The sequence below is a fragment of the Rhodobacteraceae bacterium LMO-JJ12 genome, from assembly GCA_021555075.1.
Taxonomy (GTDB): Bacteria; Pseudomonadota; Alphaproteobacteria; order Rhodobacterales; family Rhodobacteraceae; genus JAKGBX01.
This window is the reverse complement of sequence record JAKGBX010000001.1, coordinates 695,126-717,301: the sequence shown is the minus strand read 5'-3', so window position 1 is coordinate 717,301 and position 22,176 is coordinate 695,126. Positions and strand designations below refer to the sequence as shown.

Below are 22,176 nucleotides of genomic sequence, written 5' to 3'. Positions count from 1 at the left end.
TCTTGGGACAGCCGACGCACACAGCGCACCCATACCCAGCCCGACTGCCCTCACCCTTCGGACAATGTGCTCAGCCCGAGATCATCGAGGATCGCATAGATCGCTGGCAGCACAAACAGCACCACGATGCTGGCCATCAACAACCCGAACACCAGACTGGCCACCAGCGGAATCAGGATTTGCGCCTGCAGACTTGTCTCGGTCAGGATCGGCAACAGCCCCGCCATGGTCGTCGTGGTGGTCAGGAAAATCGCCCTGAACCGCGCCCGCGCCGCCCGCGCCGCCGCCACCGACACGTTTTCCGCATCGGCATGTTCATGTTTGACGAAATCGACCAACAGGATCGAATTGTTCACCACAACCCCGGCCAGTGCGACAAATCCCAGCATGCTCGGCATCGAAAAATCCAACCCCATCGCCATGTGACCAAAGATCGACCCCGGCAAGGCCAGCGGGATCACCAGCATGACGACAATCGGCTCCACATATGAGCGAAACAGGAAACTAAGCAACAAAAACACCCCCAGAAGCCCAATCACAAAACCCTTGAGCATGGATTGCTGGGTCTTGCCCGCTTCGGCGTTCTGCCCTTCAACATCCAGCGTGACACCCGGATGACGCTCCAGCAGGCCCGGCACGAACCGCGCCATAGTATCGCTGACAATGGCATTCGCATTCGCGGTGCGGGTGTCGATCGAGCCCTGCACCGTCACCGTGCGCACCCCATTTTCATGGTTGATCCGGCTATAGCCCTGCCCGGTTTCGACATTCGCCACCACGTTGAGCGGCACATAGGTGCCATCGCTGCGGGTGATGGTAAAATCGTCAAACACATCCCGACTGGCGCGATCCCCAGGCCCGAACTGCGCGGTCAACTCGACAAGGTTCCCATCAATCTGCATTTCGCTGATGGTTGTGCCGATATAGGCCGCACGCAGCTGGTCCGCGACCATCGCGGCCGTGATCCCCATCGGCCCGGCGGCATCGCTCAGCGTTACACGCAATTCGCGCTTGCCAGGACGCAGATCGTCCAGAACCGAGGTCACCCCCTGATATTGCCAGACCCAATCCTGCAACTCCACCGAAGCCGCCTTGAGCGCCTCCAGGTCATCACCCTTCAGCCGCAAATCAATCGCAATCCCCGCCGGCCCGATGGTGCTTTCAGCGTATTTGAGGCTGATCACATCCGGCACCGGCCCAACCACGTCGCGCCACAACTCCATGATCTCATCGGGGCCATTGACCCGCTCGGCCGAAGGCAGCAAATCGACGCTGATCGTGACCACATGCGCACCGGTCTCAAACGCGTCCGTATTCTGCCCGTGAAAGACGCTCACATGGCGCACCAACGCCGCGCCCCCCGGTTGTTTCGGACTAAGCGTGGCATTCACCTCCTCCAGCCCGGCCTCCAACTTCTCCACGATCTCGTCAGTACGCGCCAGCGGCGTGCCCTGCGGCATCAGAACCCGCGCCACGATCGTATCACCATCAAGCTCGGGAAAAGCAGTAAACTTCAGGTATCCACCCGCCAGCATGCTCACCGAAATCAACAGCACCGCAAGGCTTAGACCGGCCACGGCATAGCGAAAGCGGATCGTCAGATCGACCAACCGCCCAACCAGCCGCTCGCGCGCCCAGTCCATCGCGCGCTCCACCCGCGTGCTCAGTCCGGCATCGCGGTTCGCCACCTCAAGAGAATGGATCAGATGATGCGGCAGGATCAGGAACGCCTCGACCAGCGACACCATCAGCACGAACAGCATTACCACCGGCACCACCCGCAAGACCGCGCCCAGATCACCCGCCAAAAACGCCAGCGACCCAAAAATCATCGCCGTGGTCCCGAACGAGGCAAGCACGTTGGGAAACACCTGACTTGCGCCCTCAACCGCCGCCTCAAGCGCGCTACGCCCTTTCTCGCGCAGCCGGGCGATGTTTTCAGCAATCACAATGGCGTCGTCCATCAACAGGCCGATCACGATCAGCAGTCCCAGAGACGTCATCAGGTTCAGCGAATAACCAACCAGCGCCATCAGCGCGACACCACCCATGAACGACACCGGAAGCCCCATCGCCACCCAGAAGGAAAACCGAAAGCCAAAGAACAGCCACAGCACCCCAAACACCAGCGCCAGCCCCTGCAACCCGTTGATCACCACCAACGACAGACGTTCGCGCACCACCGAAACACCATCGGCGGTAATCTCCAGCTTCACACCGGCGGGCAGTTGCGCGCGCTCGGCCTCAAGAAAGGCCTGCAATGCGTCCATCGTGCGCAGGCTGTCTTCGACGCGCGTTTTGGTGACATCAAGAACCGCCGCAGGTCGGCCATCAAACAAGATCACATCGTCATCAAGTTCAAATCCCTCGGTGATATCGGCGATATCACCCAACCGCACCTGCCCACCCAGCGCCGACGACCGCACGATCAGATCACCAATCCCGCGCGCATCGCGCCTTTCCTCGGCCACCCGCACCAAAAGCGTTTCCGTCGCCGTCTCAATGTTGCCGGCCGGCAGATCAAGGCTCCCGCCCTGCACGGCCCGCGCAATATCGGCAACCGACACGCCGAATTTCTGCAACTCACCGGGGCGCAGGTCGATCTGAAATTCGCGGGTCGAAAAGCCGCGGATTTCGACCTTGGGAATACCGCCCCAGCGCAGCATCCGGGTGCGGACCTGTTCGGCGAGATCGTTCAGATCGGTACGCGCCTCTGGCCCCGTAATGGCGACAGAAGCCACAAAATCGGTGCGCCCCAGCGCGCGCACGGTGGCGGCTTCGGCCCGCTCCGGAAAATCGGTGATTGCATCGATTTCGGTTTTCACATCGTTGATGAAAGTCTGGAAATCATCGCCTTCGCGCATTTTCACTTCGGCGCGCCCCAGGTTTTCGCGCGCTTCACACGAATGTCGCTCTAACCCCGTCACCCCATCCAGCGCATTCTCGATCCGCTCGCAGATCGCGGTTTCCACTTCTTCTGGCCACGCGCCGGGATAAGGAACGCTGATCTCGATCTCGCTCAGATCCTTGCGCGGAAACGTTTCGCGCAACAGCGTCGGGCTCACGACCAGACCGGCAGCCAGAAACAGGATCATCAACAGATTGGCGATCGTCGGATGCGCCGCAAAGAAACGTATCATTTCGCGTCATCTCCGGAGGCTACTCCGGACGCATCCTCGCTCAGAAGTCGCATCATCACCCCTGTATCAGGATGCGGATCAAGCAACTGCCCCGCAAGCACCGGGTTTGGCGGGGCAAGCAACACAGATGTGCCCTCGGCAATCGCATCGCCAAACACCGCAATCTCGCCCTGTTCAAGGATCGGCGTTGCCGCAATCATGCGCAGCCGGTTGTCGGTATCGGCAACAAAAACCTGCCCGTCCCTCAAGGCACTGCGCGGCAGCACGACGCCTTCAATCGGCGCGCCGCTCAACAAAACATCGACAAACATACCCTTGGTAAGCGGCGGCTGGCTGCCGCTTACAGACGGACGATAGGCATTCTCGACCACCACCACGACCCCCACCGTGCCCGAGCGTTGATCGATTTCTTCGCTGATCCTGTCCACACTGGCGGGCCAACTCACAACCTCATCGCCGATCCGCAACCGCACTTTTGCGCCAAGCCCCAGACCGCGAAGCGTCTCGCTCATCCGCGTCGGGTCAAGGATCAAGGCCGGTGTCGCGGCCTGTCGCAATCTCATCAACCCGCGAAAGCTGTCCAGAGAAAGCTGCACCTCGACTTCGGCCCGCTCGATGCCATCGAATGTGGCCCCGACCTGACCCGCCTTCAAGAACTGCCCGACCTCGGCATAATGCGACGCCACCCGCGCCGCAAAAGGCAACGTCAATTCGCTGCGCTCAAGGTTCAACTTGGCGGTAGCCAAATTGGTCTGATAAACCGCAATCTGCTCGGTCTGCACCGTACGCTGAGTCGGAAACAGCGCCAGCGTGCTTTCGATCCCCTGCACCTTCTGGCGTTGCGCCAGATGCGCCGCGCGGATTGCGTCACGCGCCCCCTGCGACATTGTTCCGGCCTTGAACAACGCCTCGGCCCGCTCAAGATCCGATGCCTTCACAGCCAGCGCCTCTTGCTCGATCTCCAGAGCGGCCCGCTGGCTTTCCTCGGAAACAGCCAGTTCAGCCAGCCGCGCCTCGGCCGAGCGGATATTGGCTTTGGCCTGCGCGATGGCAAGGTTGAAATCGGTTGGCGACAGCCGCATGAGCACGGCCCCCGCAGGCAGGATCTGCCCGTCTCGCAGGCCCGGATTAACATAGTCAATCCGCCCACCCACTTCGGCAACAGCCTCAAAGGTGCGCTCGGGCGCGACAACACCAAAACCGATGATGGTCGGAGTTACCGCCTTCGTTTCGGCACTGATCACGCGCACAGAAATGGCACGCTCGGCAAGCTCAACACGCGCCGGGGGTGGGCTATTGGACACCACATAGGCCAAGACACCCGCGCCAATGGCGGCTATCGGCAGAGTGATCAGAGCCAGCTTGAAACCGGTTTTCATGGGGCGTTTCCTTCGCTTTGAAACAGCGTCAATTGCAGGTTTAACAGGCGTTCACCGACTGGTAGCAAAAATGAAGGATCGCGCGTCACGATCAGCCGCAGCACCAGGCTCTGGATAATTCCGAACACCAGCGTCACACCGTCGTTGATCGGTAAACCGGCGCGCAACTGCCCGGCAAGCTGCGCGCGTTCAAAACTCCGCTCCAGAGAACCTCGCAGCTCACTCATCGCTGCATGGATACGGCGGTGGGTATCGCTCAGCTTCCCGCCCGGGTCGCGCGTCACCATGATTTCAGGCAGCGCCGGGATCTGTTTGACCAGATGCAGGTGGCCCAGAACGAGCCGCCGCAGAAGCATCAATGGCGGTTGGCTCTCTGCCACATCCTGCCGGGCGTTCTCACGAATTCGCGCACAGAGCAAATCGGTCGCGGCCTGCCAGATATCGTCCTTCTTGGGATAATGCTTGTAAATCGCCGGCTGGGTCAGCCCAAGGCGGCGCGCAATCAACCCGGTCGTCACGTTGTCGGGACCAACCTCAAAAGCCAGATCAAGCGTCGTGGTCAAGATCTCTTCCTTGCGATCCTGCGAGGGTTTTCGCGCACTCATACCTGTCATGCCCCTGACACGTCCCAATTTTGCATTGCTCTCGGGCGGTTCATGAGAGACTCACACGGTTAGTTATAGCCCTATAACTAACTGCGAAACTCGCAACTGACAACACCGAAATGCACCTGCCTTGGCCTGCCCGCTGTTGCGGCAATAGACCAACGGGATTGCACCCCGCCTGTCGTCGCCACCGACATGCAATGAACCGGAAGTGTTGCAGCGCCCCGCTCAGCACTCTAGTTTGCCGCCAATTCCTGCCGCCATCCAAGGACGCGCACCATGACCTCCAAAAGCTTTGATATCGGCCCCGTTCACGCAGGCGGCAACACACCCTTCTTTCTGATCGCCGGACCGTGCCAGTTGGAAAGCCTTGATCATGCCCGCATGCTCGCCGGGCGGATCGCCGAAGCCTGCGCTCCGACAAGAACGCAATTCATCTTCAAGGCCAGCTATGACAAGGCCAACCGCTCCTCGCTCGGCTCAAAACGTGGGCTGGGGATGGAGGAAGGCTTGCGAATTCTTGCGGCGATCCGCGAGGAATTCGGCTGTCCTGTGCTGACGGATGTGCACTTGCCGCAAGACTGTGCACCCGTGGCCGAGGTGGTCGATGTGTTGCAAATCCCGGCCTTTCTCTGTCGTCAGACCGATCTATTGCTGGCGGCGGGTGAAACCGGTGCTGCCCTCAACGTCAAGAAGGGACAGTTTCTCGCCCCATGGGACATGGAAAACGTCGCCGCCAAGGTCGCCTCAACCGGCAACGAAAAGATCATGCTTTGCGATCGCGGCACCTCGTTTGGCTACAACACATTGGTCAGCGATTTTCGCGGCCTGCCGATCATGGCGCGCACCGGCTATCCGGTGGTGTTTGACGCCACCCATTCGGTGCAACAGCCCGGCGGCCAAGGCACCACCTCGGGCGGCCAGCGCGAATTTGCCCCGGTTCTGGCGCGCGCCGCCGTTGCCGTTGGCGTCTCGGGGCTGTTCATCGAAACCCACGAAGACCCCGACAATGCCCCGTCCGATGGCCCCAACATGATCCCGATTGAAGAGATGGCACCCCTTATCGGTCGCCTCGCCGCATTGGATACGCTGACCAAAGGCGCCTGAACGCTCCATTCTTGAAAAAAATGGCCGGGCATTCACGCCCGGCCATCCGCCTATTCCGCAGCGTCGCGCTTTGGCAAAACCCACCCCGGGCGCACATAATGGCAGGTATAGCCATTGGGAACACGCTCAAGATAATCCTGATGCTCCGGCTCCGCCTCCCAAAAATCGCTCACCGGTTCCACCTCGGTCACCACCCTGCCGGGCCACAGACCCGAGGCATCAACATCGCCAATCGTGTCTTGCGCCACCGCCTTCTGCTCGTCCGAGGTGTAATAAATGGCCGAGCGATACGACATACCGCGATCATTGCCCTGCCGGTTCGGCGTGCTCGGGTCATGTATCTGAAAGAAAAACTCCAGCAGTTGTCGATAGCTGATGGTTTCAGGTTCAAAGGTGATTTCAATCGCTTCGGCATGGGTGCCATGATTGCCATAAGTGGCATTTGGCACATCGCCGCCAGTATACCCGACCCGCGTGCTGACAACCCCCGGCATTTTGCGGATCAGATCCTGCATACCCCAGAAACAGCCGCCCGCCAGAACCGCACGCTCGTGTTTTCCTTCGCTCATGTCACGTCCTCCACCTGATCAAGATAGTCGCCATAGCCTTCTGCCTCCATCTCCTCGCGCGCAATGAACCGCAGGCTGGCCGAGTTGATACAATAGCGCAATCCCCCCCGGTCGACCGGCCCATCGGGAAAAACATGCCCCAGATGACTGTCACCATGGGTCGAGCGTACTTCAGTGCGGATCATCCCGTGGGTCATATCGCGATGCTCAACCACATGCGCGGGCTCGATCGGCTTGGTAAAGCTGGGCCAGCCGCAACCGCTTTCAAACTTGTCAGCCGAAGCAAACAACGGCTCGCCCGAGACGACATCGACATAGATGCCAGCCGCCTTGTTTTCGTTCAACTCACCCGACCATGGCCGCTCGGTGCCGCTCTCCTGCGTCACCCGGTATTGCTCTGGCGTCAGCCGGGCAATCGCTTCATCGGTTTTTGCGTATTTCATGTCATTTCTCCTGGCGCGTGTCTCTTACAATAGGAGGTCTCACAGGCCGGGTTTCAAGGGGTTTAAGCGATTTCGTGATCGCCTTGCATTCATGGCACCCGCCGAAACCCGCCCTTGTCCGCGCTTTCGGCAAAGCTGGCATAAACCCTCAGAGCAGCCGTGATCTTGCGTGGCCGCGCGCCCGGTTGCCACGGTGCCGCACGGCTTTCCATGTCCAGCTGTCGCGCCGTCAACTCCCCGAAATCAACCATCAGCTCAATCCTGCGCGCCGGAATGTCGATGGCAATCACATCCCCATCGCGCACCAAGGCAATCGCGCCGCCCGCCGCCGCCTCTGGCGACACATGACCAATCGAAAGCCCCGAGGTTGCACCGGAAAACCGCCCATCGGTGATCAACGCGCATGTGTCATCTACCTTCTGCGCCTTCAGACTCATCGTCGGCTTCAACATCTCCTGCATCCCCGGCCCGCCTCTCGGGCCCTCATAGCGGATCACCACCGCCGTGCCCGGCCCGATCTCTCCGCCATCAATCGCAACAAGCGCGGCCTCCTGATCGTCAAACACCCGCGCGCGCCCTTCCCAACGCAGCATCTGCCCCGGCACCGCCCCGGTTTTCACCACACAGCCATCTTCGGCGATATTGCCGCGCAACACGGCCAGCCCACCCTCGGGCGAATAGGCATGCGCGATGGATCGGATACAGCCCGCCTCGCGGTCCAGATCCATCTCCTGCCAGCGCATCTGCTGCCCATAGGCCTCAATCGTGTGCTTGCCCCCCGGCGCCGCACGAAAGAAATGGCTGATCTCGGGCGCGTCGTTTTGCAATACGTCCCACTCGGCCAGCTGCTTTTCCAGAGTCACCCCCGAAACCGTCCCCGTGCCGACATCCAGCAGACCACCTCGCTGCAACTCACCCATGATCGCCATGATGCCGCCCGCACGATGCAGATCCTCCATGTAATAGGCCTGCGTCGCGGGCGAGAGCTTGCAAAGATGTGGCACCTTGCGGCTAATCCGGTCGATGTCGGCCATGGTGAAATCCACCTCGGCTTCCGCGGCCATGGCCAGCATATGAAGGATCGTATTGGTTGACCCGCCCATCGCCACATCGACAGTCATCGCATTCTCAAACGCGGCTTTGGTGGCGATATTGCGCGGCAAAACGCTCTCGTCACCCCCCTCATAGTAGGCCTTCGCCAGGTCCACGATCCGCCGCGCCGCGCTTTGAAACAGCACCTTGCGATCCGCATGCGTCGCCAACAGTGAGCCATTCCCGGGCAGCGCCAGCCCAATCGCCTCGGCCAGACAATTCATCGAATTTGCGGTGAACATCCCCGAACATGACCCACAGGTCGGACAGGCATTGTCCTCAATCGCCTGCGCCGCCCCGTCCTGCTCGGGATCAAACGCCGCGATATAAGCCTGAATCGGATCAACCCGCGTGATCTCCTTCTGCCCCGGCAAGCGCCCCGCCTCCATCGGCCCGCCCGACACATAGATCACCGGAATGTTGAGGCGCAAACCCGCGATCATCATCCCCGGCGTGATCTTGTCGCAATTGCTCAGACAGATGATCGCATCAACGCAATGCGCCTCGGCCATATATTCGATACTGTCGGCAATCAACTCGCGCGAGGGCAGGCTATAGAGCATCCCGTCATGGCCCATCGCGATACCGTCATCCACCGCGATGGTGTTGAACTCGCGCGCGATGCCCCCCGCCGCCCAGATCTCATCACAGATCAACCGACCCACCTTGGCCAGATGCACATGCCCCGGCACAAACTCGGTAAAGGAATTGGCCACCGCGATTACCGGCTTGCCGAAATCTTCCTGTTTCACCCCGCCAGCCAACCAGAGCGAACGCGCCGCCGCAGCGGTCTTGCCTTGGGTAACCCGTGATGATCTCAATTCCGCCATTCCGCCCTCCTCGCATTTGCAAGGCTCAGCAGATCACCTGATCATGGGTTTGACAAGAAAGACACGAAGTTCGCGCGTGGCACTCAGCGTGGAGTTCCCCCGCCGGCATCAACCGTAAAGCGCGCGCGCCTGCGAAAACGACAACAGCTTGCGGCTCTGCTCATCCCACAAATGCAGCCGTGCACAGGCGATGCTCTCGCGGATGGTCATCCGATTTGCCGCCGCCAACAGCGGCTGATCGCGCAAGACCTCGGTCAACCGGTAAAACGGAATGCGACTATAAAGGTGGTGCACATGGTGAATGCCGATATTCGCGCTGAACCATTGCAACGGCTGGGGCAGAACATAATGCGAGCTGCCATTGAGCGCCGCATCGTGCAATTGCCAATCCTCTTCGGCGTTCCAATGGGTATCTTCAAACTGATGCTGCACATAGAAAAGCCACATCCCCGCCGCCGCCGCCAATAGGGTCGACGGCAGAAAGATCAACAACAATGCGCCCCATCCGCCAAAATACCAGATCACCCAGAGGCCGGCGACCAACACGATATTCGTGGCCATCGCGCTAACCCAATATTTGGCGCCGTTCATCAGGCCCACAGGCACCCGGTTTTGCACAAAGAAGATATAGACTGGCCCCAACACAAACAGCGTAATCGGATTGCGATAAAGCCGATAATGCAGCCGTTTCCATCGTGGCAGCGCGCTATATTCCGCCACTGTCATTGTATGAATATCGCCGACCCCACGCTTGCCCAGGTTTCCCGCCGATGAGTGATGGATCGAATGCGTCCGGCGCCAAACATCATAAGGCGTCAACGTCAGAACCCCGATCACCCGACCGATCCAGTCACTCAGCAAGCGATGCTTGAAAAACGATCCGTGCCCGCAATCATGCTGAATGGTAAACAGCCTGAGCAGAAACAACGCATTCACAACCGACAGCCCGAAGGTCAGCCAATAGCTCACCGAAAGCGACATCCAGGCCAGAACCCAAAGCAGCAGGAAGGGAACCACACTCACCCCCAGCTCAAAGGCCGAGCGTAGCGTGCGCGGTTCGCGATATTGCGCCAAAGTCTTCACCCATTCGCGCCCAGAGCTATGCCCCGGCGCACTTTGGGACGGATCGGAAAAGGATGTCTCTGTCATATGCCTGCTTTTTATCGTTCGTTGGGGCAAACCGATAAACGACCTGCCCAGCATAGCAAGCAATATATGTAGAAAAGCCTAAAACGGGAGGTTTTCCCGAATAAAAGAAAAAATTGCCGACCTATTGCAATTCATGATTCCGACCTATGCCAGCTTCGGATCGGCCAAGCCCGCACGCCCCGGCAGGTCCAACTGCGCCACTGGCGCAGGCGTCTCGGCTATCACCTTGCCCGCCCGGACAACCTTCAAACGCGTCGCACGCAGCCGGATCGCCTCAATCGCATCACCCGCGTGCAGAATGTTGAAATTCGCCGCACAGCCCTTGGCGACGCCATATCCCTCCAGCCCCATGATCCGTGCCGAATTCTCCGTCACAGCCTCAAAACACCACCGCATGTCCTCCATGCTCGACAATTGCCCGACATGCAGCCCGGTCCAGGCCACATCCAACATGTCAGCCCGGCTCAGCGAATACCAAGGATCACGCATGCAATCCTGCCCAAAACCCACACAAATCCCCGCATCACGCAGCTCGCGCACCCGCGTCAGCCCACGCCGCTTGGGGTATGTGTCATGGCGCCCCTGCAACATGATGTTGATCACCGGATTGGGAACCGCATGCAGCCCCGCCTCCACCATCAGCGGGATCAGTTTCGAGACATAATAATTGTCCATCGAATGCATCGACGTCAGATGGCTCCCTGTCACCCGCCCCTGCAAGCCCAGCCTTTGCGTCTCATAAGCCAGCGTTTCAACATGGCGGCTCATCGGGTCATCGCTCTCATCGCAATGCATATCCACCATCAACCCGCGCTCCGCCGCAATCTCGCAGAGCACCGTAACCGATTGCGCTCCATCCGCCATGGTCCGCTCAAAATGCGGGATACCCCCCACCACATCAACACCCATATCAAGCGCGCGGATCGTGTTTTCCATCGCCGTAGGGTCGCGCAAAACCCCATCCTGCGGGAACGCCACCAATTGCAGATCAAGGTAATCCTTCACCTGCTCACGCACCTCCAGAAGCGCCTCAACCCCCTTCAATTCATCGTCACAGGTATCGACATGGCTACGGATCGCGCCGATCCCCTGCGCCACCGCCAGATCGCAATAGTTCAGCGCCCGCTCGACAATTTCATCCACCGTTTGCAACGGCTTCAATTCCCCCCAGAGCGCAATACCCTCCAAAAGCGTGCCCGACACATTCATCCGTGGCCGCCCAAGGCTCAGCGTCGCATCCATGTGAAAATGCGGGTCAACAAACGGCGGCGCCACCAAACAACCGCCCGCATCAATCACCTCGCCAGCTTCGGCCTCAATCCCCGGCTCAACCCCGACAATCACACCCGCATCACAGGCAATATCCACCGCGCTGCCGTCCTTCAAAACGGCATTTTTCACCAACAGATCGACCATTATCTCTGCCCCTTCCGCCACGGCACCAACAACGCGCGTGGATAATCCGCCTTCCTCGCCACGATCACCAGCGCGATGATCGACAGGATATAGGGCATCATCAAGAACACCTGCCCCGGAATGAACGCCCCCGTCTCGGTCTGCAACCGCACCTGCAACGCATCAAACATCCCGAACAATAGCGCCCCAAAGAGCGCCTTGCCCGGCTGCCAACTGGCGAAAATCACCAATGCAATACAGATCCAGCCGCGCCCGTTCACCATCCCGAAGAAAAACGCATCAAACGCGCTCATCGTCAAAAACGCCCCGCCCAGCGCCATCAAGGCCGATCCGGCCACAACCGCCCCCATGCGCAACTTCATTACCGATAGCCCCTGCGCGTTCACCGCATCCGGGCTGTCGCCCACCGCCTTGATCGCCACACCCAGCGCGGTTCGGTTCAAGACCCACCAAACCACCACGACCATGAGCAACGCCAGCCACGTCAGCGCCGTTTGTTGAAACAACACCGGCCCGACAAACGGCAGATCGCTCAGCACCGGAATATCCAGCGCGCGAAACGGCTCAATCCGTGGCGGCGAACTCACCTGCGGCAGCGCCGTGCGATAGGTAAAACTCGCCACCGAGGTGGCAAACAGCGTTATTCCAAGCCCTGAAACATGCTGCGACAACCCCAAAGGCACCGTCAAAATGGCATGAAACAGCCCGAACAGCGCCCCAGACAACGCCGCAATCAACACACCGCCCCAAAGCCCCGCGCCCAGCCACACGGCCATCCAGCCGGTCATCGCACCGACCACGAAAATCCCCTCAATCCCGAGGTTCAACACCCCGGCCCGCTCGCACAAAAGCGCGCCCAAAACGCCAAAAATCAACGGCGACGCAATCCGCAAACTCGCCGCCCAAAAACTCTCGCTCAGGAAAATATTGAGAATATCCATCATGCCGCTGGCCCCCGCGCAAATTGCAACCGGAAGCTCACGAAAAAGCTGCCCAAGAGCACACAAATCAACGACATCGAAACTGTCAGATCGGCCAAGAAACTCGACACACCCATCGCCCGGCTCATGCTATCAGCCCCGACAAATACGCTCGCCACATAGAGCGCCGCCAGAACCACACCCGCCGGATTAAGCCGCGCCAGCATCGCCACGATAATCCCGGTATAGCCAAACCCCGGCGACAAATCCGCGGTCAGATACCCTTTCAACCCGGCCACCTCGCTCACGCCCGCGAGGCCTGCCAGCCCACCAGACGCCAGCGCAACGGTGAGATAAACCTTGTTCACCCCAAGCCCCGCATGCCTCGCCGCCGCCCGGTTTTCGCCCACCGCCCGCAGGCGCAAACCCCAAACGGTCTTGCTCATCACCACCCACGCGATCAACGCCAGCACGATGGCAATCAAGAAACCGCCATGAATCCGCATTCTGGGAAGAAGTTGCGGCAGCACAGCGTTATCCACAATCGGCGCCGATTGCGGCCAGCCCAATCCCATAGGATCCTTGAACGCCCCTTCCAGCATCATCTGCACAAAGATCAGCACGATGAAATTGAGCAGCAACGAGGTCACAACCTCATCCGCTCCAAACCGCACCTTCAAAACGGCAGGAAAAAGCATGCCCAACCCACCTGCAACCGCCCCCGCCAAAACCACCAGCGGGATCATCAACATTGGCGGACCGTCAAACATCCCTGTCCCGACCCAAACGGCGGCCAACGCGCCCAGATACAACTGCCCCTCCGCCCCGATATTCCAGAGCCGCGCGCGAAACGCCACCGCCGCCGCCAACCCGGTAAAGATAAGCGGCGTCGCCCGCGTCAGCATCTCGGTAAAGGTGAACATCGACCCGAACACGCCCTTGAACATCTCTGCATAGGACGGAATCACCGGCGCCCCCGCCGCCCAGAGCGGGATCGCCGCCAGCAAAAGCGCCACCACCGCCGCAATCACCGGCACCAGGGCCTGCATCCCGCGCGACACATTCTCTCTCGGCACAATCTCGATCATGCCGCATCCCCCGGCTTCTGTCCGGCCATCAAATACCCGATCTCTGCACGGTCCCGGCTTGCCGTTTCCACCAAATGCCCGTCATGCATCACGCAAATCCGATCAGCCAATGACAAAACCTCGTCCAAATCCTCAGAAATCAGGATAACACCCGCGCCGCGCGCGCGCGCTTCAAGCAATCGTCGCGACACCTCTGCCGCTGCGCGAAAATCCAGCCCCCTCGTCGGCTGGTTCGCCAGAATAATGCCCGGACTGTTCTCCAGCACCCGCGCCAAAATCAGCTTCTGAATATTGCCACCTGACAACAGCTTGGCTTCCGCTTCAATCCCCGGCCCGCGCACATCATATTGCTTGCACAACGCCTCGGCATGACGCGCAATCTCACCCTTGCGCAGGAACCCGGCACGCGACACGTCCGGCGCGTCCAGCCGCTCCATCACCAGATTTTCCGCCACGCTCAAGGCCCCCACCACACCATCGTGATGGCGGTCCTCGGGTATCCGCCCAATTCCGGCCTTCAACGCGTCCTTGGGGGTCAGTTTGCGCCGCACCACGCCGCCGATCTCGATCTCGCCCGCTTGTGGCACGATTAGCCCGGAAAGCAATTGCGCAAACGCGCTCTGCCCATTACCCGACACGCCCGCAATCCCGATAATCTCGCCACCACGAAGCGCCAGTGACACATCGCGAAGCGCACGCATCTCCTTGCCCGGTGCCACGCTCACGTTCTTCATGGTCAGCACAACATCTCCGGGGCTGCCCGCCTCTCGCGTAGGGCTGGCGTGATCCTCGCCCACCATCATGCGAATAATCATGGCCGCATCCGCCTCGGCCGTCACCATTTCGCCGGTCTTCTTGCCATGGCGCAACACCGCAATCCGGTCTGAGAACGCCAACACCTCGCGCAGCTTGTGCGAGATGAAAATCACCGACAGCCCGTTATCGACCATTCCGCGCACCGCCGCGAACAACGTGTCTGCCTCCTGCGGCGTCAACACGGCGGTCGGCTCATCCAACACCAAAATCCTTACATCCCGGTAAAGAGCCTTCAAAATCTCGACCCGCTGCCGCTCACCCACCGAAAGATCGCCAATTCGCGCATCCAGTGGCACATTCAACCCCGAACTATCCATCAGGGCTTGCAGCTTATCACGCGCCGCGCCCCGCTTGCGAAACGGGCTGAACAGGCTTTCGGTGCCGAGCAGCACGCTATCTAGAACGCTCAGGTTCTCGGCCAGCGTGAAATGCTGATGCACCATGCCAATGCGCGCATCAATCGCGGCCTGTGGCTGACCGGGCGGCAAAATCCGCTCAACGCCACTGTCATCCCAGACATGCACACCGCCCTCATCAGGCAAATACTGCCCGAACAGCATATTCATCAACGTGGTCTTGCCCGCGCCGTTTTCACCCAACAGGGCCAAAACCTCGCCGCGTGCAAGATCAAGATCAATCGCATCCGCCGCCACAACCGAACCGAACCGCTTGGTCATGCCGCGCAATGAGAGAACAGGGGGATTTGTCATCTGATAAGCGAAGCCCCGAACCAAACGATCCGGGGCCTCATTTCCTTAGCCGTCAGAAACCGGCGCGGCGTCGTTCACGTTGACCCTGAACAGCCCGTCGAGAATCTCTGCCTCCTTTTCCTTCACGGCTTTCATCACATCCGCAGGCACCAGCGCCTCGTCAGCCACAAGCGATCCACCGCCATAGCCCATAAAGCTGAACTGGCCGTAATCCGCCGCCTCAAAGCTACCGCCCGCAACCGCCGCAATGGCGCGATCAATCGTCGGCTCCATATGCCACAGCGCCGAGGTGAGGATTGTCTCGGGATAATCGCCCGAGGTGTCGATCACGTTGCCAATCGCCTTCACACCGCGCTCAACGGCGGCATCCGACACGCCAAAGCGCTCGGCATACATAATGTCCGCGCCCGCATCCATCATCGCAAACGCGCTCTCCTTGGCTTTGGGCGGATCATACCAACTATCGATGAAGTTCACGAAAAACTTCACTTCAGGGTTCACCGCCCGCGCGCCATCCATGAACGCATTCATCAGCCGGTTGACCTCGGGGATCGCATAACCGCCGATCATGCCGATGGTATTGCTCTCGGTCATTTCGCCCGCGATCATCCCGGTCAGATAGGACGGCTCGTGAATCCAGTTGTCAAACACGCTGAAATTCGGCGCAACCGGGCCAAAGCTTGACCCCATCAAAAACCCGGTATCGGGATAATCCTTGGCCACCTTGCGCGCCGCACGCTCAAGTCCAAACACCTCGCCGACGATCAACTGATGACCCGCTTCGGCATATTCGCGCATCACACGCTCATAGTCGGTATTCGCCACATTCTCCGAGAAAACATAATCAATATCGCCGCGCTCAGCAGCTGTGTTCAGCGCCAGATGAACCCGGCTGATCCATTGTTGCTCGACCGGCAGCGTATAGATCGCCGCCACCTTAACTTTTTCGGCCGCCGATACCCCGGTCGCCAAAGCGAGGCCCAGCGCACTCGTCGCGGCCAGAACCAGCCGCCGCGTCATCATTGTGCGTGACATATTATATCCCCCTGATTGGCCTACACTCCCGATAACAAGGTGCAGGCTCGGTTTCTTCGTGCATCTCAGACTTCCCGAATTTGACCGTCCAGTCAAACTTTACCGGCCTCGGACACCTGTTTTTTCTATGCCCGCACGAAACTGCGCAGAAATAAGGCACCCAATTTTCTTTCTCACAACGGCCACAGAAACGGAATAATCGCACTCGCCAATATCCCGACCGACAGGTTCAGCGGCACACCAACCCGCAGGAAATCAGTGAACTTATACCCACCTGGCCCGTAAACCAGCATGTTGGTCTGATAGCCGATCGGCGTGGCAAAACTCGCACTCGCCGCGACCATCACGGCCACCACCAAAGGGCGCGGATCCACCCCCATTGCTTCGGCCAACCCGATGGCAATCGGCGTCACCACCACGGCCACGGCATTGTTGCTCACCAACTCAGTCAGAACACTGGTCAGCAAATAGACCGCCCAGACGATCAACGCCGCCGGCAGCAACATGAGATAAGGCGCCACCGCCTCAACGATCAGCGTGACTGCACCCGACGCTTCCAACGCCGCGCCAATCGCCAGCATCGAAAAGATCAACGCCAACAGACGCCCGTCGATAAATGAAAACGCCTCGTCCGCATCAATACAGCGCGTCACCAACACCAGGGTGACCGCCAATATCGCCAACAAAAAGATCGGCGCCACGCCAAACCCCGCCAGCGCCACCAGCCCGACCAGCGCCGCAATCGCCACCGGCGCATAACTGCGCCGGAACGCCCGCACCGAGGGCTGCGAGACATCCACCATGTCCATATCAACCGACAGTCGCTGAATATCGGCCAACGCCCCTTCCAGCAAAAGCGTATCTCCCACCCGCACCACCAGATCATCAAGCTGGCGCCCGATGTTCTGGTTCTTGCGATGCACCGCCAGCGGATAAACCCCATAGCGCCGCCGAAGGCGCAGATTGCCAAGCGACCGCCCGACCATCTTGCATCCCGGAGTGATCAGCACCTCAACGGTGGTGGTCTCGACCGAACTCACCTGATCCACAAGGCTTGCCTGCTCGGCCCTGCTCGGTTGATCCACCGCAGTGACGTTCTTGTCCTGTTGCAAGCTCAAAAGCTCGGCCATCTGCGTGCGCAATACCACGCGGTCCCCCGGCTCGATCGTCACCCCCTTGAGTGCCCGGCGAAGCGAAGCATCGCCGCGGATCACGTCGATCAACCGCACGCCTGACCGTTTGAAAAGCTGCACATCGGTGACCTCCCGCCCGATCAACTCGCTATCGGTGGGGATCATCAGTTCGGTAAAGAACTTCATTTTTGAGCGGTCCGACAAAAGCATCGCCATGCTATCGCGCTCGGGCAGCAACCAGGGCCCGATATAGCGCAGATAGATCATGCCCCAGATCACCAGAATGATGCCCAGCGGCGTGACCTCGAAAATCGAAAACGCCTCCATACCCCTGGCCCGCGCAACCCCGTCAACCAACAGGTTCGTCGATGTCCCGATCAGGGTCAGCGTTCCCCCGAGAATCGCCGCATAGCTGAGCGGGATCAGCAGTTTCGAAGCTTTTGTTCCCAACGTGCGCGCCAATTGCACAAAGACCGGTATCATCACGACAACCACCGGCGTGTTCGATACCACCGCGCTGGCAAGAATGACAAACCCCAACAACAACCCAATCGCCAGCTTGGGATTGGTGCGCGCCTGGGCATCGGCGTAGCGTGTGAACGCATCCAGCGCGCCGGTGCGCACCAATGCACCCATCACGATGAACATCGCCGCGATGGTCCAGGGCGCAGGGTTCGACAATACATCGAGTGCCCGCTCATAGGGCAGCACTCCCAGCATCAAAAGCACCGCGACACCGGACATCGCAACTACTTCCGTGGGATAGACCTCGCGCAGGAACAGCACGAACATCGCTGCAACAACCGCCAACGTGATCAACGCCTGTCCGGTCTGGGAAAACTCGAATAACTCCATCGCGCCGCTCGCTCGCTTTTTGCTCCTTTGCATAGTGACCTATCCGCAGACCGTGCGAAAGTGCAGTTGCGTGCTGATGAGAGGCATTGCGCCGCCTTCGGCGTCGCGGGGGGCGCCTCGCTTCGCTCGGTCGCGCTTATTCCTGAAAGGAAGATGCGCAAGACGGCATCGGGATGTTGAGTATTCTTGGAAAGATGAAACGCAAAACGCGCGCAGCCGCGAGCGCTGCATTAAATAAATGCCCGGTTAACCTCTGGCTTTGCGCAGGGCAGACGCCCGACAGCCAGAAGTCAGACGTGAATCACCCCCCTGATTCGCAGCCCATGCGTGGCGTTAACCCATTGCAGCGATAGCATAACGATTGGTTAACTGCGTTTGCTCTGGCTGGGCTTCAAAGTCAGCTTTGCGGCCCGGATTGGGGCAACCGCCCGCCCTGGCGCACCATCTCGATACGCGTGGCTTTGCCAGTGCGATCATCAGTCTCGACATAAACCCCCGAAAGCGTCGCTTCCTCATTCGCCGGGGTGAACCGGGACTTGGCCATGCCGGTTATGAAGCGGCGCATTGGTTCGCCTTTTTCCATGCCGATCACGCTTAGATAATCGCCGCACATCCCAGCATCGGTCAGATAGGCGGTGCCGCCCGGCAGGATTTGCGCATCACCTGTGGGCACATGGGTATGCGTGCCTACAACAAGGCTGGCACGGCCATCGCACCAATGCCCCATCGCCATCTTCTCCGATGTCGCCTCGCAATGCACATCCACCAATGCCGCCTGCACCGCGCCGCCCAGGGGATGCGCTTTAAGTGCCTGTTCTATCTCGGAAAACGGGTCGTGAAAACAGCGCTTCATAAACACCTGGCCGAGAATTTGCGTCACCAGGATCTTGCGGCCACGCGCGTCTGAAAACACCCGCGCCCCCCTGCCCGGCGCATCCTTGGCAAAGTTCAGCGGGCGCAAAACACGCGGCTCGCTCTCGATGAATTGCAGCATGTCGCGCTGATCAAAGGCGTGATCGCCCAGCGTGACGCAATCGGCCCCGGCCTCAAGCAGCCCCTTGGCATGCTCGCCCGTAAGCCCCATGCCATTGGAGGCATTCTCGCCATTGATCACCACGAAATCGAGCCGCCAATCGGCGCGCAATCGCGCCAGATTTTCGCTCACCGCCCGGCGCCCGGCACGGCCCATCACATCGCCAAGAAAGAGTATTTTCATCGCCCTTCCCTAGGCTCTGGAACGAGCAGAGGCAAGGGGTCAGCCGATTTCGAATCGCGCCTTGATCCGAACCGGAAAGGCCACCGAACGGGCGATAAAGCAAACCTTGTGGATTTCGTGATGAAGTGATTCAGCGCGATCAAGGTCAGTTCCCGCCGCCACAGTCACCCTAGGCTGCAAAGTCGCGCCAACAAAACGTCCGGCACCGGAAGGATCGCTTTCGCCATGACCAAGGGGCACATCTTCATAGGCCAGAACAGTAACCCCGGCCTCGCTGGCCAAATGCAGATACCACAGCATGTGACACGAGGAGAGCGCCGCAATCAGCATGTCTTCCGGATTATGCAACGCCGGATCACCACCAAGGCTCGGGTCGTTGGAGCATTCGATCACGGCTTTGCCCGGTGTCTGCACCTCCCACGTGCGATCATAGGCGCGATAGTTGCGCGTGCCGTCGCCACGATTACCGGTCCAGACTACTTTTGCTTCGAAATCATGCGCCTGCGCCATGGCTCTCCCCTTCGCCTATGCTGCTCCTGCGTCTCACTGTGCTTGCGCTTCATCTTTCCCTTAATACTCATTTTCCAACCGCATCGCCCCCTCCCACTGTGAAACCAAAACACCCTTAGAACGTGATGATCTCGCGTTCCGTCACAACCATATCAAGCGGCTGATCAGTGGGTTCCAGCGGCAGTGCCTCGGCCTCCTGCGCACCATAGGCGAAACCAATCGCCAAGGTCGGTCTCACCTTGCGAAGCCCCTCCAACGTGCGATCATAAAAACCGCCGCCATAGCCCAGACGCCCCCCCGCACGATCAAAGGCAACCAACGGCACAATCAAGATTTCTGGTTCAAAAAAATCATCCACAACAGGTACTTGCGCGCCAAATGGGCCGTCCTTCAGGGCACAGCCCGGCGTCCAGATCGAAAACTTCAAAGGTTGCCCCGCACCAATAATGACCGGCACACCAACCGGGCCATGCGCCGCCGCTTCCTCCATCGCTGCCAGCGGACTGATTTCGGTTCTGATCGGCAGGAAGCCCGACAGGGGCACCCCACGATACCCGGCCAAAACCTCGCTCAGGCATCCTGCCCGCCCAGGGCCATGGCTTTCATGCGCCGCTTTGCGTCGTGCAAATGCTGCCTTGCGCGCAGCCGCTTTCCGCTCGGCCAGATCGCTCAAATCAACACCATCGCCGCCAGCCCGAGAAAGGCAAAAAACCCGACGACATCCGTCACAGTGGTCACAAACGCGCCCGAGGCCAATGCCGGATCGACCCCCAGTTTCTCCAACATGACAGGGACAACCGTTCCCGCCAATCCGGCGACCACCATATTGATCACCATCGCCGCACCGATCACCGCCCCCAGCAAAGGCGAGCCGAACCAGATCACGCCGACAGCGCCCATAACCACGGCAAAGATCAACCCATTGATCAGCCCTACAAGAGCCTCACGCCGGATCACCCGCCAGACGTTCGAGCCGGTGAGGTCTTTCGTGGCAATCGCGCGCACCGCCACGGTCAGACTCTGCGTGCCGGCATTCCCCCCCATAGAGGCCACGATTGGCATCAACACAGCCAGCGCCACGAACCCCACGATCACATCTTCAAACAGCGCGATCACCAGGCTCGCCAATACCGCTGTGACCAGATTCACCGCCAGCCAAGGCAGCCGTTGACGCGTCGTTTCCAACACCCGATCGGTGAGCGACCCCTCACCAACACCGGCCAGCCGCAAGATGTCTTCCTCATGCTCTTCGTCAAGCACGGCCATGGCATCATCAATCGTAATCACCCCGACCAACCGGTCATCCTCATCCACCACCGGGGCGGAAATCAGGTGATACTGGTTAAAGGCATAGGCCACGTCGCCCTCATCCTGATAGACTGGGATGCTGCGAAAACTCTCTTCGGTAATATCGACAAGCTTGGTGGCGCGCGAACTGCCCATGAGCTTGCCAAGCGTCACATATCCCGTCGGCCGCATCTTCGGATCAATCAGGATCACGTGATAAAATTGGTCAGGTAGCTCTGAGGAATTTCTCAGAAAATCAATGGTTTCCCCGACATTCCAATGCTCGGGCGCCATCACCACTTCGCGTTGCATCAACCGCCCGGCGGATTCCTCCGGATAGGCCATCGCCTGTTCGACAACGACCCGGTCGGCATCGTCAAGCGCGCCCAGAATGGCTTCCTGCTGCGGCTCTTCAAGGTCTTCCAGAAGGTCAACAACATCGTCGCTTTCCAACTCGCGAACCGCATCGGCCAAGACCTCGGGGTTGAGGACCGAGATCACCTCTTCACGGATCGACTCGTCAAGTTCCGACAGGATCTCACCGTCGAATTCGACCCCATAGAGCGCGATCAGGCGCCGCCGCTCATTGCTGCTGATCTGTTCGAGAAGGTCGGCGATGTCGGCCGCGTGCAGCGGTTCCATGAGCGCGACCAACCGGTCTCGGTCGCCCTGCTCCACAGCATCCAGAATGGCCCCGACAGACCGTCGGTTCAACTCATAGAAGTCATCTTCCGGGGCATCGATTTCGCTTGCCAGCTGGTCCTGATCGCTCATGGCCTTGCCCCCTTTTTCTTTGGCCCGACCTTACGAGAGGAACGGGCAAAAAAACAATGGCCCTCATGCAATTCCCGACAGCAATTCGCATGGTCTGATGAA

18 protein-coding genes are annotated in these 22,176 nt (G+C 59.6%); 1 reads left to right on the top strand and 17 read right to left on the bottom strand.

Annotation, left to right across the window (positions count from 1 at the left end):
* Nucleotides 1-50: 50 nt before the first annotated feature.
* From LZG00_03385 to LZG00_03375, 3 genes are read right to left on the bottom strand one after another with little or no spacing between them, the layout of a single operon-like run.
* Entirely contained in the window at nt 51-3,140 is a 3,090-nt protein-coding gene (locus LZG00_03385; protein ID MCF3593036.1) for an efflux RND transporter permease subunit, read from the bottom strand.
* Nucleotides 3,137-4,519, bottom strand: a complete 1,383-nt coding sequence (locus LZG00_03380) for a hypothetical protein (protein MCF3593035.1) — start codon at nt 4,517-4,519, stop codon at nt 3,137-3,139. The genes LZG00_03385 and LZG00_03380 overlap by 4 nt, the downstream gene beginning before the upstream one ends.
* Nucleotides 4,516-5,124, bottom strand: a complete 609-nt coding sequence (locus LZG00_03375) for a TetR/AcrR family transcriptional regulator (protein ID MCF3593034.1) — start codon at nt 5,122-5,124, stop codon at nt 4,516-4,518. Before LZG00_03375 ends, LZG00_03380 begins: the two co-directional genes overlap by 4 nt.
* A gap of 279 nt (nt 5,125-5,403) precedes the next feature.
* Between LZG00_03375 and kdsA the strand changes: the two genes are divergently transcribed.
* A complete protein-coding gene (gene kdsA / locus LZG00_03370; GenBank protein MCF3593033.1) occupies nt 5,404-6,231 on the top strand; it encodes a 3-deoxy-8-phosphooctulonate synthase in 828 nt (275 codons plus the stop codon).
* Between the two features lie 50 nt (nt 6,232-6,281).
* Here kdsA and msrA read toward each other — a convergent pair whose 3' ends face one another.
* From msrA to mgtE, 14 genes are all read right to left on the bottom strand, one after another.
* Nucleotides 6,282-6,800, bottom strand: a complete 519-nt coding sequence (gene msrA, locus LZG00_03365) for a peptide-methionine (S)-S-oxide reductase MsrA (protein MCF3593032.1) — start codon at nt 6,798-6,800, stop codon at nt 6,282-6,284.
* Nucleotides 6,797-7,243 carry a peptide-methionine (R)-S-oxide reductase MsrB gene (gene msrB / locus LZG00_03360; GenBank protein MCF3593031.1) on the bottom strand — a complete coding sequence of 149 codons (447 nt, stop codon included), beginning with the start codon at nt 7,241-7,243 and terminating at the stop codon, nt 6,797-6,799. The genes msrA and msrB overlap by 4 nt, the downstream gene beginning before the upstream one ends.
* Before the next feature lie 89 nt (nt 7,244-7,332).
* Nucleotides 7,333-9,165 carry a dihydroxy-acid dehydratase gene (gene ilvD, locus LZG00_03355; GenBank protein MCF3593030.1) on the bottom strand — a complete coding sequence of 611 codons (1,833 nt, stop codon included), beginning with the start codon at nt 9,163-9,165 and terminating at the stop codon, nt 7,333-7,335.
* A gap of 108 nt (nt 9,166-9,273) precedes the next feature.
* Nucleotides 9,274-10,314 carry a fatty acid desaturase gene (locus tag LZG00_03350; GenBank protein MCF3593029.1) on the bottom strand — a complete coding sequence of 347 codons (1,041 nt, stop codon included), beginning with the start codon at nt 10,312-10,314 and terminating at the stop codon, nt 9,274-9,276.
* A gap of 144 nt (nt 10,315-10,458) precedes the next feature.
* Nucleotides 10,459-11,730 carry an amidohydrolase family protein gene (locus tag LZG00_03345; GenBank protein MCF3593028.1) on the bottom strand — a complete coding sequence of 424 codons (1,272 nt, stop codon included), beginning with the start codon at nt 11,728-11,730 and terminating at the stop codon, nt 10,459-10,461.
* A complete protein-coding gene (locus LZG00_03340; protein ID MCF3593027.1) occupies nt 11,730-12,671 on the bottom strand; it encodes an ABC transporter permease in 942 nt (313 codons plus the stop codon). The genes LZG00_03345 and LZG00_03340 overlap by 1 nt, the downstream gene beginning before the upstream one ends.
* Nucleotides 12,671-13,738, bottom strand: coding sequence for an ABC transporter permease (locus LZG00_03335; GenBank protein MCF3593026.1), 1,068 nt, complete (start codon nt 13,736-13,738; stop codon nt 12,671-12,673). Before LZG00_03335 ends, LZG00_03340 begins: the two co-directional genes overlap by 1 nt.
* Complete coding sequence (locus tag LZG00_03330) at nt 13,735-15,264, bottom strand: ABC transporter ATP-binding protein (GenBank protein ID MCF3593025.1); 1,530 nt, start codon at nt 15,262-15,264, stop codon at nt 13,735-13,737. The genes LZG00_03335 and LZG00_03330 overlap by 4 nt, the downstream gene beginning before the upstream one ends.
* A 45-nt stretch (nt 15,265-15,309) precedes the next feature.
* On the bottom strand, nt 15,310-16,299 hold the full coding sequence (locus tag LZG00_03325; protein ID MCF3593024.1) for a BMP family protein: 990 nt from the start codon (nt 16,297-16,299) through the stop codon (nt 15,310-15,312).
* A gap of 173 nt (nt 16,300-16,472) precedes the next feature.
* Nucleotides 16,473-18,287 (bottom strand): SLC13 family permease, encoded by a 1,815-nt coding sequence (locus tag LZG00_03320; GenBank protein MCF3593023.1) that lies wholly within the window; start codon nt 18,285-18,287, stop codon nt 16,473-16,475.
* A 397-nt stretch (nt 18,288-18,684) separates the two neighbouring features.
* Nucleotides 18,685-19,503 (bottom strand): TIGR00282 family metallophosphoesterase, encoded by an 819-nt coding sequence (locus tag LZG00_03315; protein MCF3593022.1) that lies wholly within the window; start codon nt 19,501-19,503, stop codon nt 18,685-18,687.
* A 39-nt stretch (nt 19,504-19,542) separates the two neighbouring features.
* Nucleotides 19,543-20,013: an OsmC family protein gene (locus LZG00_03310; GenBank protein MCF3593021.1), complete on the bottom strand. Its 471-nt coding sequence runs from the start codon at nt 20,011-20,013 to the stop codon at nt 19,543-19,545.
* 115 nt (nt 20,014-20,128) lie between these two features.
* Nucleotides 20,129-20,686: a 5-formyltetrahydrofolate cyclo-ligase gene (locus LZG00_03305; protein MCF3593020.1), complete on the bottom strand. Its 558-nt coding sequence runs from the start codon at nt 20,684-20,686 to the stop codon at nt 20,129-20,131.
* Nucleotides 20,683-22,074: a magnesium transporter gene (gene mgtE, locus LZG00_03300; protein MCF3593019.1), complete on the bottom strand. Its 1,392-nt coding sequence runs from the start codon at nt 22,072-22,074 to the stop codon at nt 20,683-20,685. The genes LZG00_03305 and mgtE overlap by 4 nt, the downstream gene beginning before the upstream one ends.
* Nucleotides 22,075-22,176 lie beyond the last annotated feature (102 nt).

Excerpts from the sequence above, each read along its gene's own strand:
- LZG00_03340 (MCF3593027.1), bottom strand. The coding sequence starts at position 12,671 with ATGGATATTCTCAATATTTTCCTGAGCGAGAGTTTTTGGGCGGCGAGT.
- LZG00_03315 (MCF3593022.1), bottom strand. The coding sequence starts at position 19,503 with ATGAAAATACTCTTTCTTGGCGATGTGATGGGCCGTGCCGGGCGCCGG.
- msrA (MCF3593032.1), bottom strand. The coding sequence starts at position 6,800 with ATGAGCGAAGGAAAACACGAGCGTGCGGTTCTGGCGGGCGGCTGTTTC.
- LZG00_03330 (MCF3593025.1), bottom strand. The coding sequence starts at position 15,264 with ATGACAAATCCCCCTGTTCTCTCATTGCGCGGCATGACCAAGCGGTTC.
- ilvD (MCF3593030.1), bottom strand. The coding sequence starts at position 9,165 with ATGGCGGAATTGAGATCATCACGGGTTACCCAAGGCAAGACCGCTGCG.
- LZG00_03350 (MCF3593029.1), bottom strand. The coding sequence starts at position 10,314 with ATGACAGAGACATCCTTTTCCGATCCGTCCCAAAGTGCGCCGGGGCAT.
- LZG00_03310 (MCF3593021.1), bottom strand. The coding sequence starts at position 20,013 with ATGGCGCAGGCGCATGATTTCGAAGCAAAAGTAGTCTGGACCGGTAAT.
- LZG00_03345 (MCF3593028.1), bottom strand. The coding sequence starts at position 11,730 with ATGGTCGATCTGTTGGTGAAAAATGCCGTTTTGAAGGACGGCAGCGCG.
- LZG00_03385 (MCF3593036.1), bottom strand. The coding sequence starts at position 3,140 with ATGATACGTTTCTTTGCGGCGCATCCGACGATCGCCAATCTGTTGATG.
- kdsA (MCF3593033.1), top strand. The coding sequence starts at position 5,404 with ATGACCTCCAAAAGCTTTGATATCGGCCCCGTTCACGCAGGCGGCAAC.
- LZG00_03380 (MCF3593035.1), bottom strand. The coding sequence starts at position 4,519 with ATGAAAACCGGTTTCAAGCTGGCTCTGATCACTCTGCCGATAGCCGCC.
- LZG00_03325 (MCF3593024.1), bottom strand. The coding sequence starts at position 16,299 with ATGTCACGCACAATGATGACGCGGCGGCTGGTTCTGGCCGCGACGAGT.
- msrB (MCF3593031.1), bottom strand. The coding sequence starts at position 7,243 with ATGAAATACGCAAAAACCGATGAAGCGATTGCCCGGCTGACGCCAGAG.
- LZG00_03320 (MCF3593023.1), bottom strand. The coding sequence starts at position 18,287 with ATGGAGTTATTCGAGTTTTCCCAGACCGGACAGGCGTTGATCACGTTG.
- LZG00_03375 (MCF3593034.1), bottom strand. The coding sequence starts at position 5,124 with ATGAGTGCGCGAAAACCCTCGCAGGATCGCAAGGAAGAGATCTTGACC.
- LZG00_03335 (MCF3593026.1), bottom strand. The coding sequence starts at position 13,738 with ATGATCGAGATTGTGCCGAGAGAGAATGTGTCGCGCGGGATGCAGGCC.
- mgtE (MCF3593019.1), bottom strand. The coding sequence starts at position 22,074 with ATGAGCGATCAGGACCAGCTGGCAAGCGAAATCGATGCCCCGGAAGAT.